This is a genomic window from Pseudobutyrivibrio sp. ACV-2 (assembly GCF_900107545.1).
Classification (GTDB): Bacteria; Bacillota; Clostridia; order Lachnospirales; family Lachnospiraceae; genus Pseudobutyrivibrio.
Genome location: NZ_FNQZ01000032.1, coordinates 1 through 14,834, shown reverse-complemented (window position 1 = coordinate 14,834; position 14,834 = coordinate 1). Strand labels below are relative to the sequence as shown.

General features: G+C 36.5%; 15 protein-coding genes. All 15 read right to left on the bottom strand.

The window, feature by feature from the left end:
* On the bottom strand, positions 1 to 379 hold a 379-nt coding region (locus tag BLV53_RS16350), incomplete at its 3' end, for an MATE family efflux transporter (protein ID WP_242879138.1).
* 161 nt (positions 380 to 540) lie between these two features.
* The gene (locus BLV53_RS16345; protein ID WP_090302707.1) at positions 541 to 870 is read right to left on the bottom strand and encodes a putative quinol monooxygenase; all 330 of its coding nucleotides are present in this window, start codon (positions 868 to 870) and stop codon (positions 541 to 543) included.
* A gap of 127 nt (positions 871 to 997) precedes the next feature.
* Positions 998 to 3,802, bottom strand: coding sequence for a phospholipase D-like domain-containing protein (locus BLV53_RS16340; RefSeq protein WP_090302706.1), 2,805 nt, complete (start codon positions 3,800 to 3,802; stop codon positions 998 to 1,000).
* A gap of 780 nt (positions 3,803 to 4,582) precedes the next feature.
* On the bottom strand, positions 4,583 to 5,131 hold the full coding sequence (locus tag BLV53_RS16335) for a type III toxin-antitoxin system ToxN/AbiQ family toxin (protein WP_090302705.1): 549 nt from the start codon (positions 5,129 to 5,131) through the stop codon (positions 4,583 to 4,585).
* Between the two features lie 264 nt (positions 5,132 to 5,395).
* On the bottom strand, positions 5,396 to 6,313 hold the full coding sequence (locus BLV53_RS16330) for a class B sortase (RefSeq protein WP_170830912.1): 918 nt from the start codon (positions 6,311 to 6,313) through the stop codon (positions 5,396 to 5,398).
* 71 nt (positions 6,314 to 6,384) lie between these two features.
* Positions 6,385 to 8,667 carry an Ig-like domain-containing protein gene (locus tag BLV53_RS17160; protein WP_170830911.1) on the bottom strand — a complete coding sequence of 761 codons (2,283 nt, stop codon included), beginning with the start codon at positions 8,665 to 8,667 and terminating at the stop codon, positions 6,385 to 6,387.
* A 108-nt stretch (positions 8,668 to 8,775) separates the two neighbouring features.
* A complete protein-coding gene (locus tag BLV53_RS17630; RefSeq protein ID WP_278335413.1) occupies positions 8,776 to 8,910 on the bottom strand; it encodes a hypothetical protein in 135 nt (44 codons plus the stop codon).
* A gap of 399 nt (positions 8,911 to 9,309) precedes the next feature.
* Entirely contained in the window at positions 9,310 to 9,636 is a 327-nt protein-coding gene (locus BLV53_RS16315; RefSeq protein WP_090302702.1) for a MazG nucleotide pyrophosphohydrolase domain-containing protein, read from the bottom strand.
* 23 nt (positions 9,637 to 9,659) lie between these two features.
* Positions 9,660 to 10,133 (bottom strand): dihydrofolate reductase, encoded by a 474-nt coding sequence (locus BLV53_RS16310; RefSeq protein WP_090302701.1) that lies wholly within the window; start codon positions 10,131 to 10,133, stop codon positions 9,660 to 9,662.
* Positions 10,121 to 10,903 carry a class I SAM-dependent methyltransferase gene (locus tag BLV53_RS16305; protein WP_090302700.1) on the bottom strand — a complete coding sequence of 261 codons (783 nt, stop codon included), beginning with the start codon at positions 10,901 to 10,903 and terminating at the stop codon, positions 10,121 to 10,123. The genes BLV53_RS16310 and BLV53_RS16305 overlap by 13 nt, the downstream gene beginning before the upstream one ends.
* Before the next feature lie 115 nt (positions 10,904 to 11,018).
* Entirely contained in the window at positions 11,019 to 11,501 is a 483-nt protein-coding gene (locus BLV53_RS16300; protein ID WP_090302699.1) for a GNAT family N-acetyltransferase, read from the bottom strand.
* A gap of 354 nt (positions 11,502 to 11,855) precedes the next feature.
* Positions 11,856 to 12,707 carry an Abi family protein gene (locus BLV53_RS16295; RefSeq protein WP_242879137.1) on the bottom strand — a complete coding sequence of 284 codons (852 nt, stop codon included), beginning with the start codon at positions 12,705 to 12,707 and terminating at the stop codon, positions 11,856 to 11,858.
* Between the two features lie 129 nt (positions 12,708 to 12,836).
* The gene (locus tag BLV53_RS16290; RefSeq protein WP_090302698.1) at positions 12,837 to 13,913 is read right to left on the bottom strand and encodes a plasmid recombination protein; all 1,077 of its coding nucleotides are present in this window, start codon (positions 13,911 to 13,913) and stop codon (positions 12,837 to 12,839) included.
* A gap of 207 nt (positions 13,914 to 14,120) precedes the next feature.
* Positions 14,121 to 14,363, bottom strand: a complete 243-nt coding sequence (locus BLV53_RS16285; RefSeq protein ID WP_090302697.1) for a complexin-2 — start codon at positions 14,361 to 14,363, stop codon at positions 14,121 to 14,123.
* Positions 14,364 to 14,647: 284 nt separating this feature from the next.
* The coding region (locus tag BLV53_RS16280; RefSeq protein ID WP_170830910.1) for a transposase at positions 14,648 to 14,834 on the bottom strand (187 nt) is incomplete at its 5' end.

Sequence of the window (14,834 nt, the reverse complement as noted above, 5' to 3'; positions counted from 1 at the left end):
AAATCAACTGACTATCACTGGCAAAAATATGCATCAGGCTCTGAGGACACAGCTCGCACAACAGAAAGAAAACAATAGACACAATGCCGCAAAACCACAGCATAAGATTAAAAATATCTTCTAAGGTTTTCTTATCTCCTTTGCCCCAGTACTGAGCTCCAAGTATCGCCCCAGCACCTGTGGCTGATGAAAGAAACATATTCTGAACAAACTGAATCTGTGTCGCCAAAGAAACTGCAGTCATTTGATTTTGCTCCACTCGACCAAGCATCAGAGCATCTGCTGCTGCAACCAGCGCAAGCATCAAAGATTGTAGGGCTATAGGCAATGCAATCCTTATTAAATGTTTTATGAAATCCTTGTTTTCAGAAGCTGTCATTTTGTGTCCTCACTTTAATGTAAAATAATAACATGACAATCAGTGTTGCCTATTAAATAATAGTTCTTTCATTTTACATAAAATGTGACCATCCGTCTAATGGTATTGTTTCACTTAACTTATGGCTTCCAGTATTTTTTGCTCATATTTTTCTATACTTCCTATTTTCTGATAAAACTTTTATCCGAATCTGGCATGGTATCGTCAGTCTTATATCTTTCAACTGTCATGTGAAGATCATACTTTTTTCTTACCTCCATGATTGTTTTCATCATGGGAGAATCATGATGAATATCGATAGCCTCCTGATTTTCCCAGCTATCAATCAGAAGAATTGTGTCAGGATCCTCCTGTGACAGGAAATATTCATATTTTAAATTCCCGGCCTCATTTCTAATAGCATCTACTGTTCCACTGGAAATCATCTCCTCTGCAAATTGTTTTGCTGCTCCATTTTCACCTTTATAGCGCAAATTTACTGTAATGCTCATTCAAATACCCCCAACCATACTTACGAATGCTTTTTTTTACATGCATCAAATACTTCTTGTGTCCATCAACTAATTGCAAATCTCCAACAACTATTTTTGATCAATCTCTTACGGAATGTTAAACATGTTATTCACAATCATATTCAGGTTTTGTCATAGTATAGTTTTTGAATTTTAACACCGCCCTATACTGGTCTGTCTTTGCAGAATTTTCAATTTTTTCTGCCACCTCACCTCTGCCATCACGGCCATCATAAGACAAAAAATTATAACTGCCTATCATATAATATTTCGAGTCGACCAATACTATTTTTCTATGTGTTTGAGCATTTTCATTACGGTAAGAAATCAGCTGATTTGGATAATCTTTATCGAATAATCCATGAAGTGTTTTAATGCTACTGATACTCCACTCAAATCTTGTACGATTTCTACTGTTCTCATTTATTTTTTTATTAAGATTTTCATAAGAAAAATATCTATCGTCTTTATTATTCTTCAATCCGTAATGAATCTTTATAGTTACCCCCTTATCAAGGGCAGTCTTCATAAGTTTTTTAAATTCTTCTTCTACGGTAAATCTAGCAAGCCATGGGCTCTCTATATCGATTTCTTTTTCGGCATCAATAAAACATTTTTTAAACGCAGCAAATGCTTTTTCATCCAACAATATATCTGCCACTGAAGGCTCTTTTTGCTCAAGTTCTTTCACTTTCTCCTCAAGCTCTGATATTTTTTGATTCTGTTGTGCTCGTTCATTCTCAATATCTTCATTTAGTTTACTGTTCTCTGAAACAACGCTCTTCTTTTCTTTTTCTAGCTTTTCTATTTTTTTCTGTTTCTTGCCTAGTGCAACCTTCGCTTTTTGCAGCTGAGACTTTAGTTTCTGGATAGTATCAGAATGTTCGTTGATAGTTTCTTTATGGTCCTGATTTTTTGAATCTGAATTATCTATCTTACTATTTGCCTCATTCAGAAATGACTCAATCAATAATATTTTCTCATTCAATTGTATAATATCTTCTTCTAGAGACTTTTTTTCGCTTTCCAACGAATCTATAAGAAATTGTTTATCTGACAATTGATTATTAAGAAAAACTATATCTTTATCCAATGTTTTAATAGTCATTTTACTTTCATCTAGCTTTTTCTTATATTTTTCAATTATGCTATCTTTATAGGTATTGTTATTGTCATATTCTTCCTGTAAGAACGCTATACTTGCATTTAACTCATCAATTTGTTTTAGTAACTCCTCTTTATCTTCTTCATTAGCCTTTTTTATTTCCTCGATTAGCGAATCGCGATCTTTAATAAGTCTTTTTTTATCTTCTTCTATGGCAAAGTTTTCCATTTCCTTAGTTTCTACTTCTACCACCAGCTTGTCTTTTTCATCTTCTAATCCCTTTATAATCGAGTCCTTTTGTTTCAACCTTTTCTGCATTTCTTTTATCAAATTTTCAACACTAAGATTAGTATTAGATTTCTTTGAAGGTAAGATCTTAAACTCCACAAGAACTTTCTCAAGATCTTTGGCACTAAGTGTTATGTCTTTTAATTCCCCTGATCGCTTCACTTGATACAATTCAGTAGGTTTTGTCCCTGAATATACCACGGAACATTCATCAGCTTCAATAAGAAATTTAAACTCATAAGATAATATATTTGCACCAACTACAAAATCACCAAGAGACTTAACATCACTTGTTTCTTTCATTTCCAACAAGCGTTCTTCTATTTTTAAGAAGGATTTCCATTCAAAACGTTCTAGTACAGAATCATAAAAGCTGTTTAAAAATCTAAAAGTATAATATTTGTGTTCCCACAAGGTGGCTAATAATTTAATTAATTTATTCTGTAGGTTCTTTTTTTCTTTTTTCAAATTTGGTAAATAGTCATTTATCTGCTTTATTGAATCTTTTCTTTGTTTAAATTCATCACATTTTAGTTCATATTCACGCTGGAGTTTTTGAATTAGTTCAGCTTGAGATTTTTTATCTAACCTTTCATCTGGATTTTTTTTTGCATTTTCTATGGAATTTTTACAATCATTAATACTATATTTTAATGATAGGTTTAACGATTCAAATGTTTGCACATCTTGCTCTAGTGTCCGAATCTGTTGCATCAAAGTGTGAAGTGCCCTCAAGCCTCTCTCAAACTTTTCAGCAACATCTTTTTTCATCTGTGGAATTATTAACTCACTACTTGAAACAGAAAAAGGCCCATTATAAGCAAGCCCTCCCAAAGCTACTACTTGCCCTATTTTCTCATAAAATAATTTAGATGAACATTTCTTTGACCAAATCACCTCTATAATTACAAACGCACCTGTAATCAGATTTCTTACAATGGATGTCCTAGGAAGCATATCTGGATGTACACTAAAAAAATCATAATAACGAAAAAACAGCAAATCGTAATTACGATAATAATAGACTATTAGGAAGCAGGCAATTATAAACAAAAATAGTGTAATAAAAAACCAATTCTTAAGAACGCCAGTTATTTTAGTCAGCTTTCTATCTGCGCATTTATACTTTAAATCATCAGCCATTTCAGCAGGTGACATATGCGAATAACTGTCATTCTTATACAAATGTGCAGCTTTTTTTAGAATACTTACAGATAATAAGTCATCAGTAATTTCTTTCCCTTTAATATTGACTCTGTGAGACGAAATCAGATAATTTTTTAGCCAGCTGATAAGTTCATCCCTGTTCATCTGGTCGAATTGGGCCTGATAATTTGTATACAAAAAAGACATACCTGCCTGTTTTGGTTTTATTCTGAAAATATATCTGAATACATTTCCAAGACACCTAAAGAACTGAATGAAATAGTTAGTCAGTGTGTATGTTTTCAAAATGGCATTGAGCTTTCTCAAATCCTCATTAGTTGCCTTGTTTAATCCATCTATAATATTTGCCATGCAATACTCCTCCACTTTTAGAAGTTATAACCAAGTACTAACCCCATCATCAGTCAGAATAACTCATAATTGTGATAAAAATCGAAAATATCCTTGTTTTGTCGATATTCAACAGCATTTAAAGAACTATTTATACATCTCTTTATTCATTACTTATTTGATTACATAACATCTGTAATAATCAACCTTATCAGCAATAATGTTTAGGCACTTATCTCTTATGGTATACACTCCATCCTTCCAAATTAGAAGATTCTTATAACAAATACCTGGAAATGCATCCATATAGACTTACTAATACACATGGTCTTTTGTTTCTTTGGTATGATGTCAAACCTCTTTATCCTACTAAGAGCAAAGTTTTTAGCCTCCTAACATAGTTATCAAACAAGTATAAATCCCTTATGAATTATCTTTTAAAGCCTTTACTGGTAGTAGCCTTTACTATGGTTACGACACTTATAAATGCTTTATTTTCAAGTTTAACCAGACCTAATAAAACAAAAAATAGACCTTGGTCGAGAAGTTAAAAACGACTCGGACTCAAGGTCTATTTTTGTTTATTTTTTAATTGTTAAAGAGTAAAGCACTTTGCCCTAATCAGGCTAAAAAGCTTTGCGCTCTGTCACGTATTACTCCATCTCTATACCGACTACTATATATTGAGTCTATAGAGTCTAATTTACAGTATATATGGTATATCTTTTCTAATTATTCCATGTCGTCCACAACTTTTTTTGAAGTTTTGGTAGACATTTTATAGACGTAAATTCTCTACTTTTAATCTTTCTTAAGTAGTTTGTCTAGTAGTGTTTCAAGTTTATCAAACTTGGAACTTCTCTTTACAAGATTATGATTTTTGTCTGGATGATTCACAACCATATCATATACCTTGTTGGCACGATTCTCAATTGTGTCAATATGATTTCTGCACCACTTTATCTGCTTTTGCATAAGTCGCTTTTTAGCTGCAAGATCAGGTTTATCATTGCTTAGAACTGCAAGATTCACCTTCTTGATATAACGATCATCGACTGGAATCATATTGTTGATATTGAGAACTCCAATTAGCTTGAACTGGCCATTTTCATCTCTTCGCTCTTCATCAAATACTTTGATAAAATCCACTTGGCTCTTCTTATTCTTAAATTTATCCTTTGGAGATGTGAGCGGAATACAATATTTGCGTCCATTCATAAGTACTACAACGCCTACAAACGGACGATTTTGTTTTCCTCTTTGTGGCGAAATAGACATCACATTATCATCAGTATGTGACAAATCTCTTATGTATTTTAAATCAATATAATATAAATCTAGTTTCTTCATAACAATCCTTAAACATAACAACGGGCTGCGTCAGAAGATGCAGCCCGTAATATTCCTTCTTTGCCGGTAGGGTTCCCGTCTTTTATAGTTCCCATTTATTTTATATGGTAGGGCTCCCATCTGATAAAGCTCCCATTTATTTTATATGGTAGGGTTCCCATCTGATAAAGTTCCCATTTCGCTTGGCAAGGAAACCAATCACATCTTATAGATGTACTTAAATTATAAACTGGACAGTCTAAAATGTCAAGATATTCATGTTTTTCAAGGGTTCCACTCATGCTCATCTACCCTCACGGCACTTACCGTAAATCTCACATCAGAATCATATGAACAGGTAGACAGTGTCACGATGTGTGTCTCATCATCAACGTCTATATCTGCATCCACATAGCTTCCTTGGCATATAGTATTCTCAACAAAATCCTTAAAGTCATCATCCACATACTTCCATGTGGTATAGATTCCACCGGTAAGTGTGCTGACATCCTTATAGGCAAAGATTTCATAACGATAGGCACCTGTCTCTGTGATCAGCTGAAAATGTCTATGATTTTCAAAATAGTCTTCTTCTGTCTTATAGAACTTCAAATTTCCAAACATAGAAAGATTGCGCATATTATGACCATAGATTAGTGTGTGTGCATCACTTAAATCAGGATTATTATTCCCATCAATATAAATAGAACCGGCTGTCTCCTCTTCCTTCAGATAATTTCTCCACAGATAATAATCATCACCGGAATACAAAAGCGGATAACTGATACTTTCCTCGTCCTCAAAGTAAATCCAGCCAACAATGTCCTCGTTCTGCTCCTTTAAGCCTGCAAAATCCACATCTATGTCATGATACCAGGCATTAGGGTCATCCTCAGGCTCAGTCTCCAAATCACCATCTGTCTTTTTGACCAACTCCGACTCATCCGGCATACTTGCAGTATCTCCTGACCCTGATGTATATTCTTCCTGCAATGCCTGTATTTCCTGCTCTTGCTTAATCTCTACACTATGGAGATAAACTATCCTTACGATACTGATTACAGCCACTGTTACGAGAGCAACACAAATCAGAGCAATCACTGCATCCTTTTTATTACGAGCAATTACTTCTGTCAGCTTCCAAGCTTTCTTCCCTATCTGCTTTATATTGTTTTTAAACGATTCATATCTATCTTTTTTCATGCCACCTATATAACAAATGGCCATGCCGTTTCAAGGCACAGCCATTTGAGTGATTACCATTGTTTTTTGTTTTAGTCATTTACTTTTTTCTTCTTTGAATAACCAAGAAATCCAAGTCCTCCAAGAGAAGCTATAAGAAGCAGATACCATACTCTGACATCATTTGGGTCTCCGGTCTTTGGTGCAGTAGACTGTGTGCTATTGCTACTATTCGACGAACTACTATCTGAAGTTGTACCGCTATCACTTGATGAAGCCGGATCTTTGTATGCTAAAGCATATGTTGAAAACTTATCTGTTTCAAATGTGAATACATGTTTATTTTCATCGTAAGTACCCGCGATAGCTGTAGCCACGCCATCATGTACACGTATGATTTCAAAAGTCCTTCCAATCTTCCACAAGCTTTCAGGAATAAGGATGCTTGCCTTTACTTTTCCGTTGGTCTCGTTCACTTTTGTTGCATCGTTACTTCCAACTTTCTTAAACAAGTTAATATCAAGATAAAGCCCAACTGTATAATCACCGGAAGTATTTTGAATTAATGTCTTATCTGCTTGTGGTACAGAAGCACTCATATCCTGAATACCCAGCCATACATTTACGCCCTGTGCTACTTCTGCATCTGTAAGGGATAAAAGTGTGGTCAGGTTACTATTGTTTTCAATCTTTGTTCCAAAAGGATTGCTTTCTGCTGTTGCCGATGCAGTACCAGTAATATCATTTACAGAACCTGCGCTGATAGCAACATCATCATATGAAACCTTTGCACTTGTATCTGTGTTTGTATTCGTATTATCAGAAGAACCGCTTGAAGTTTCTCCACTGGTATTTCCGCTGTCAGAGGAGCCACTAGACGAGCTACTGCCGCTTCCACTATCTGTTGAACCACTTGACGAACTGCCACTTCCACTATCGGAAGATTCTCCAGATGAATCACCACTTCCGCTATCAGATAATCCTCCAGATGAATCACCACTTCCGCTATCAGATGATCCTCCTGATGAATCACCACTTCCGCTATCAGATAATCCTCCAGATGAATCTCCACTTCCGCTATCAGATAATCCTCCTGATGAATCTCCTCTTCCACTATCGGAGGTACCTCCTGATGAATCTGCCACATAGGTATAAGTATAGGTTACGTTACTTGAAATTGCTGTGTCAGTACTCGGAGTCACATCCCAACTACCTGCCTTATAACCATCATTAGGCTTTGTTCCTACAGCCGGAATCTGCCCTGAAGAAAGCTTTAATGTATCACCTTCCATACCACTAAGCGTTATGCTCTTATCACTTGTGTTTCCGTCATCCCAAGAGCCATTTACAACCTTAAAAACTACACTGTATGAAACAGAGCTAGGGTTTGCAGTCCATTTTGCCCAATACTCTTTATTTCCTGTATCAGATGTAGATATTGCCGTCACTGGGCTTCCTGTCAATCCAGCATTATCATACCAACCACCAAATTGATGTCCATCTTTTGTAACGTCTGTAGGTAATGTTGCACCAGTTCCTTCAGTATATTCAGTAATATTACCACTGTTAATAGTTCCACCATTAGCATTCAACGTTACTGCATATGTAACAATTGCTGCATTCACTGTAACTGCACATGTTGCCGTCTTATCATCACTTGTATCATCTGTTCCGTTTGTTGCGGTGACAGTGATGTTTGCAGTACCTGAACCAACAGCTGTTACAACGCCATTCTCAACTGTAGCAACAGCTGTATCGCTACTTGACCATGTAACAGACTTATTCGAAGCATCATCCGGGCTAACTGTTGCTGTCAATGTTTCTGTATCTCCTACAGTCAATGTAGTAGTCGTTTTGTTGAGAGATACGCCCGTAACATCGACAGTGGTTGGGGTAGCATATCCATAAACCTCAATCTTTGCTAAACCTTTACTTTGACTTTTGCCACCATCAATGGGTGTGCCATTTATTCTTGGTGTCTTATCCTCTTCCGTGGTTTCCACTACAAATGGAGCTTCGCTGTCTGTAACAGTACGATTGGCATCGTCGTAGAATACACATTTGGTGATAGTATATTCATCTGAAGGGGTAACAGTTGCTGTCCAACCGTATCCCCACCATCCCCATGCAGGAGACGCTCGATAAGATACTGATCCACTAAAAGAAAGGATAGCAACATCTTCAGTGCTATAACTTATATTTGCAGATGTAGCTGGAGCACTATTGCCTCCTGTTCCCGTGATGGTTGTGAGTAATTCCTCTGTAGGTTCCTCTGCATGTGCCGTCATACCCATCCCTGGCATAAATCCTATAACCATCGCCAATGAGAGCAAAAAACTGAGTAGCACTCTTCCTGCTTTCTTTTTTTTCATCATATGATATCCTCCTTGAGTTTAATTTTTCCAAAATAAAAACCGCCGAGCTTAACAAGACATATCTGTCTCATCAATCCGACGGTTATCCATCATCGTATATAATTTTATTCAAAAAAAGACCGCAACTAGCCCATGCTCTGCTCTGCTCTGCTCTGCTCTGCTCTGCTCTGCTCTGCTCTGCTCTGCTCTGCTCTGCTCTGCTCTGCTCTGCTCTGCTCTGCAAGATTGTAACATTGTTTGCATGGCTGTCAACTCCCCTTTCATTTAGCTTTAACAAAGTATATATCAACTATTCTTACAATAAGCTTTAGTTTATTCTCACAGGCCTTTAGAGATTAAAATCAGTTGTAATAAGAATTGAAAAAAATAAAACCACTGATTTTGATAGACGAAATGTAGACGTAAAAACGGGAGTCCGCTATTTATGCGGGCTTCCGTAGTTTTTCTGCTACTCCATCTCGCAAATTTCAGATTGCTACCAACTGAAAAATGGCGATTTTGCATTTAAAATCAGTTCACTTCTGAACGGTTTGAATCAATCCAATACCTTTTCACAAGTTTTTATTGTCATTCTATTGTCACTCTGACAATGTGATTGTACCATAGCATACTTATTTTTCCCACAGTATTTGGGATAAATAATCACCAGCGGTTCATATTCTTCTCAAACTTGGTTGTATAAGATTCTTTCAGCTCTTCTGCCGTCATTCCATAGCAAAGAAGAACGTCATTATAGTACATAAGGACATCTGCCATCTCTTCAATAAGATGATTACGCTCAGGATTGTCTATATCAGCTGCTTGAGGGCCATGCTTCTTAACTATATCAATAACCTCTCCAACTTCTCCAATCATCCAAAGTAGCTTGTTTTTACCAACTTCTGGTGAAATGTGCTCCCATTTATCTTTGTACTTTTCCTGAAGTGCTTTCTGCATTTCAAGCATTTCATTTATTCCAAAATCTGACATTAATCTCCCTCCAGAAAACCTTATTATTTCTTTCTTCGATAAACCGTTCTAGTATATTTGATGTCATCGCCAAGAGTTTCCCCAATTTCCTTTTCAAATTCTTCTGCGTTAAATTCAGGAAAAAACACATCTCCATTTTCAACTTCCAAATCAACCTCTGTGATATACATAACGTCAACAAAAGTCATCGCCTCTTTATACAATCCACAGCCTCCAGCAATATAAACATCCTTTCCCTTTGCCAGCTTTATTGCCTCTTTTACAGAATTTGCTGTTAGAACATTATCGCCATCAAACTTTTTTGTCCTAGACACAACTATGGTCTCTCGATTTGGTAGAGGACCACCTATCTCTTCATAAGAACGCCTACCCATTACAACAACATTACCTGTAGAAAGCTCCTTAAACTGCATCTGCTCACCCTTTATTTTCCAAGGAATGGCGCCGTCTTTTCCAATAACATTATTTCTTGACCGTGCTACAATTAAGCCAACCATTTATCTGCGCCTTTCATATCTTTTTTTGCAATTACAGTAAACTCTCCCGGAAGTTTCTCGTTCTCCCATGAAGGATGCTCATCAAAACGCTTCAAAGTAAATCCGCTCCCGATGATAGAATTGATAATCTCGCTGATTGTGTACTTCCTGTAATGGCATTTAGGGATTTGCTTACGGATCTCCTCATCGTAAAATCTTGCGTGCGCCATCTCACCTTCAAAGATATCTGTTGAGAAATAACTCATGGTTGGCTGCTGCAGCCCAAGTACATCGGAAATCTTAGTAAATGGATGGAAGTCACTGCAGATCATCTTTCCACCGGGTTTAAGCAATCCGTTCATAACATTCATAAAAACATCTATATCGTGGAAATAATGAAGGATTCCACCCTCCATAAAGACAACATCAAAAAAGCCGGCATACTTGTCCATATCGATTTCCATGATATCACAAACTTCATAGCCAATGTTTACACCTGCAGCCTCAGCTGTTTCCATGGCATATTTCTTATTGGCTTCTGATATATCAAATACTGTAACCTCTGCTCCCAAAAGAGCCAGCGGAATTGCTTTCTTGCCGCAGGATCCGCAGATATTAGCTACCTTGACGCCTTCAAAAGAATCAAAGTAGTTCGCATACTGCTTTAGCATCTTCCTGGGGTTTTCTTTATCCTTTGATGCTCTTTCCTCCGGAGTCCCGGCGGTTCTTACCCAAAAATCATATGCATCAAACTCCCACGCCTTTTTATGTTGTAGACTATATTCGTTCAAAACGACCTTCCTCCTGCGGTTTATTCCTTCTACCAGCGGTTCATGTTCTTCTCACACTTCTCCAAACATCCACCGCACCTTATTTTTGCCAACCTTTGACGGAATATTCTTCCCTCTATATTTTTAAAACTGCTATAAGCTCTTCCCCATCCATATCCCCAGTCTCAACAAATCCATAGGATGCATACAGCTCTTTAGCAATTTGATTCTCCGATTCATAAGATAGCCAGCAATATTCAGCCGGTCCACATGGATAGGTCTTAATAAAATCCAACGCTAGTTTTACTGCTTGCCTACCATATCCTTTGTGCTGATAATTCTTATCTATCATCAATCGCCACAAGTTATAATTACCTGTAGCAACATCTGGTGCATCTTCCCAATAATCATCCTTATCAAATCCAATCATCAAAAATCCTACCGGAATATCACCATCATAGATTCCAAAGGGATAAGCATACCCATTGGCTGTAATAGCTGTGTATGCTTCAATGATACTTATCTCGTTACTAGCTACAAACTCCCTTTGTGAATTATTGACAGATAGTTTTAAAATGTTCCATACATTTTTACCATTTATTTTTTCTAGCCTTAACATTTCTTCCTCCCAATATTTCCCTAATTATTCTTCGTTTCCAGCTAAATTATGAACACGTTATGAAATGCAAAGCACCTGAAAAACATTCTAACAAATAGCACATACCTAAACAACAAAAACTGTAATACTGTCGCATATAAAGCAGGAGCTAAACCCATCTTTTTCCTCTGATATAAAATAACGGAAGCGTGACACGCTCCCGTTACAATAATCAACGAATAATGCTATTTTATTTTAAAACCCCCGAATTCGGTGTTTTTAGAAATACTCTTACTTCTTATATCTGGTTATCTTTTCCCAATTACTAGGAAATCCCATATAATTAAACAAATCTTTTTGTGTTAGATGTGGACATCACTTATTGACCTTATCAATCAATGCTACAAGCTTTCTTTTAAATTCCTTGAATTCGTCATCTGGAATTAAATATTTTAGTGCTATAACAACAGCAAATAAATCATGTTTACCATTAACATACGCCCCCTTTTTCCTAGCTATTCCCATCTTTTTATGGACATCCGTATCTGGTCCAGATAGCTTAGAATGGAACGTATACAATCTCTCACCATGAGCACAAACATTTCGACAGCTTGCAATTATTCTTATAAACTGATGTAGTTCTGCTTCTGACACTTTCTCATAATTCTGACTTACCTTTGCTCTTACATCTGTAGTAACATATTGATACATAGCTGCCACATTACCGAATGTAATCGCATTCATTGCAACCCACAGAGGGACATTTCCATAGTTTTTCACATGATGAACAATATATGGATAATTGCTTGGTAAAGTTATAGCATTCTGCAGACAGTTCACAAGTTTATTAACACCAAGTGTATTATTTGGGGTATTGTTATAATTATTTGCATTCAAATACTGGATTTGATTATTGCCGTATTTTTCGCAAAAATGATAAGAGAGTAACGATTTAATCTGCCGTTCCACATGAAGAATGTATTTAAGGAATAATGACCTCATTTCTTCATCAAAATAATACAGATTTACTATCTCTTCAAAAGTAACCCCACGAAGATACTTTCCTGATGGCAAGTGTTTAAATGGCTGCTTGTATCCACCGATCAAGGAATAATAGCTTATTTCTTTTAATTTGTTTTCAGCATAAACCCTATCCTGGATTAACAAGTCTTTTTCTTTTTCAAGTTTATCCAATTGCTGCTGATATGTGTAAAACTCTTTAGCCACAAAAAGTTCCTCCGATACAAAAAAAGAGAGCTCACGCATGAACTCTCTGGGCTGTGGGCATCTCGAGTTTCCACAGCGCATCCGCTACCTATAATATACAGGCATTCCGTTCTTTTTTCAATATATTTTTTATCTTTCCTGACCATGTTCCTTTGGTTTGCTTCTTCGTTGAGCATTGTTCTCATCAGCAATTCTTTTTGCTTCCCTAAGACTGTCCATAATACTTGTTCTTGTTTTCTCAAACACTTTAGCACCGCGAGATTTAACCCACGGGTCTTTAAACATTTTAAAAACGTCTGAAATCATTTTCCCAATTGCTGATTTAGGGTTCTCATCTAAAGCAAGATGTAAAAATTCTTTCTGCATTTCAGATTCAGTCACTTTCTCTACTGCATCATTGACTATTTTTTCGGTCTCAACAGTAATCTCATTCTTTACTCTAATTAGACTATCTTTTTCATCTTCTAGTCTGCTTATATCTTCCGATATAGCCTCATATTGCTGTTGTTTGGTACGAATATAAAACTCTTTGGACATATCATTATTACGTCCTTTTTCAATCGGCTTTAGGCATTCATCGCCAAAGATTTCTGGATGATTGCTGATTATACGCTCTGCATCTGCATGCATTATAGCTTGAATATCAACCATTCTTTCTTTAGTAAACACTTTTGACTTAGCCACTTGTTTTCTCATGCCACGCTTGTATCCAGTAGCTACAGGCACACCCACAACCTGCATATGAGGTGATGCTTCATCCAAATGTATCACTGCGGATGCCACTTTAAATTCAGGAACTGCCGCCTTAAACGTTTCAAGATGTTCCTTTAAAAGAGGTATCATTGCCTGTCTCTCTTCGATTGATTTTTTGCTCCAAAATTCCATATCACCAATTTGTAAAATAACCTCTGCAGCCACATCGGCTTTTTTGTTATCAGAGACATACTTTAAATAATCTTTTATTTGTCTATCAGCTCTTTTTCCCTCATTGTATTCCTCAAGTGGTTCTGTAAACTCTTCTTTATAAATGCGTTTCACATCATCAAGAATGCTTGTACCACTACCTTCTACAATCTCAATTAATGCAATATTGTATTCCTGCTGCTCTGTGTATAAACGAAGGTTATGCTTACTAGCAGAAGATATAGAATGAGTAGTGGTCAAAGCATGCTTTTTGTTCGACAAATGACATGAACAAGATATCATGTAAATACTCCTTTCATTTGGCGAGCAAGCCGTCGGCAGACCCCTCGGAGAGCCCCCGTATAATGACATTTATGTCTTTATACCTAGGGGGTTACTCATAACGACACGTTATGAGGTAAGCTCGCTACGCTCGCCGACTCAATTTGTTTTTTCTTTTGCTATTCATCACCGGAGCGTGCACGCTCCCGTCATACTCATCAAAGGAAATCACCATCTGAAGTTCTCGAATACTCCACGCTTATCTATATACTCCTGACGTGCTTTTTCACGCTCTTCTTCTGTAGGAGCAGTCTTATATTTTTCATATAATTCATGCATGATGATTTTGTCGATTTTCTTATTTAACCCATCAACAATTTTCTCATGAGTACCTTCATCTGGTATCTCTAAAACGAATAAATAAACTAAATCCATGAATAGCTCATAAGGAATTTGAACTTGTTTTCCCATCTTTTTATTTCCTTTCAAAATTGAGTGACGGTAATGACGATATTCTATAGTGTAGAAAATACCGTCATAATCGTCACAAGAAAAAACGTAAATCAAATAAATAACCATACAAAAAGGGGCTGTCGCTTTAGATGATTAAATCATCTGGGCGAGGCCCCTTTTTCTTACCATGAATGGTGGACTTGATGAGTGAATATCTTTTCTGTTGTCAAAAATAGTGTACTTTAATAAGCCGATGTACTAATCGGGACAACTTTGCCTTTTCTATTTTGAAATATCAAAAATTATGAGGCTTTTTTCAATTCAAACAGGTGTGTTCCTGTTCGCTCAGCAGCAATCTTATGATGTAGCTTATTTATATCATAGCTGATTGCCAGCAGTATGCTCTGTGCAAGAACATTTTCTTTTCCACGATACAGATATCTTCTGAAGTTCATGTCTTCTTTCACGTTTGCGAATGATCCTTCCGCT

Excerpts from the sequence above, each read along its gene's own strand:
- BLV53_RS16335 (WP_090302705.1), bottom strand. The coding sequence starts at position 5,131 with ATGAAGAAACTAGATTTATATTATATTGATTTAAAATACATAAGAGAT.
- BLV53_RS16285 (WP_090302697.1), bottom strand. The coding sequence starts at position 14,363 with ATGGGAAAACAAGTTCAAATTCCTTATGAGCTATTCATGGATTTAGTT.
- BLV53_RS17630 (WP_278335413.1), bottom strand. The coding sequence starts at position 8,910 with ATGCAAACAATGTTACAATCTTGCAGAGCAGAGCAGAGCAGAGCAGAG.
- BLV53_RS16345 (WP_090302707.1), bottom strand. The coding sequence starts at position 870 with ATGAGCATTACAGTAAATTTGCGCTATAAAGGTGAAAATGGAGCAGCA.
- BLV53_RS16310 (WP_090302701.1), bottom strand. The coding sequence starts at position 10,133 with ATGGTTGGCTTAATTGTAGCACGGTCAAGAAATAATGTTATTGGAAAA.
- BLV53_RS16300 (WP_090302699.1), bottom strand. The coding sequence starts at position 11,501 with ATGTTAAGGCTAGAAAAAATAAATGGTAAAAATGTATGGAACATTTTA.
- BLV53_RS17160 (WP_170830911.1), bottom strand. The coding sequence starts at position 8,667 with ATGATGAAAAAAAAGAAAGCAGGAAGAGTGCTACTCAGTTTTTTGCTC.
- BLV53_RS16315 (WP_090302702.1), bottom strand. The coding sequence starts at position 9,636 with ATGTCAGATTTTGGAATAAATGAAATGCTTGAAATGCAGAAAGCACTT.
- BLV53_RS16290 (WP_090302698.1), bottom strand. The coding sequence starts at position 13,913 with ATGATATCTTGTTCATGTCATTTGTCGAACAAAAAGCATGCTTTGACC.
- BLV53_RS16340 (WP_090302706.1), bottom strand. The coding sequence starts at position 3,802 with ATGGCAAATATTATAGATGGATTAAACAAGGCAACTAATGAGGATTTG.
- BLV53_RS16330 (WP_170830912.1), bottom strand. The coding sequence starts at position 6,313 with ATGAAAAAAGATAGATATGAATCGTTTAAAAACAATATAAAGCAGATA.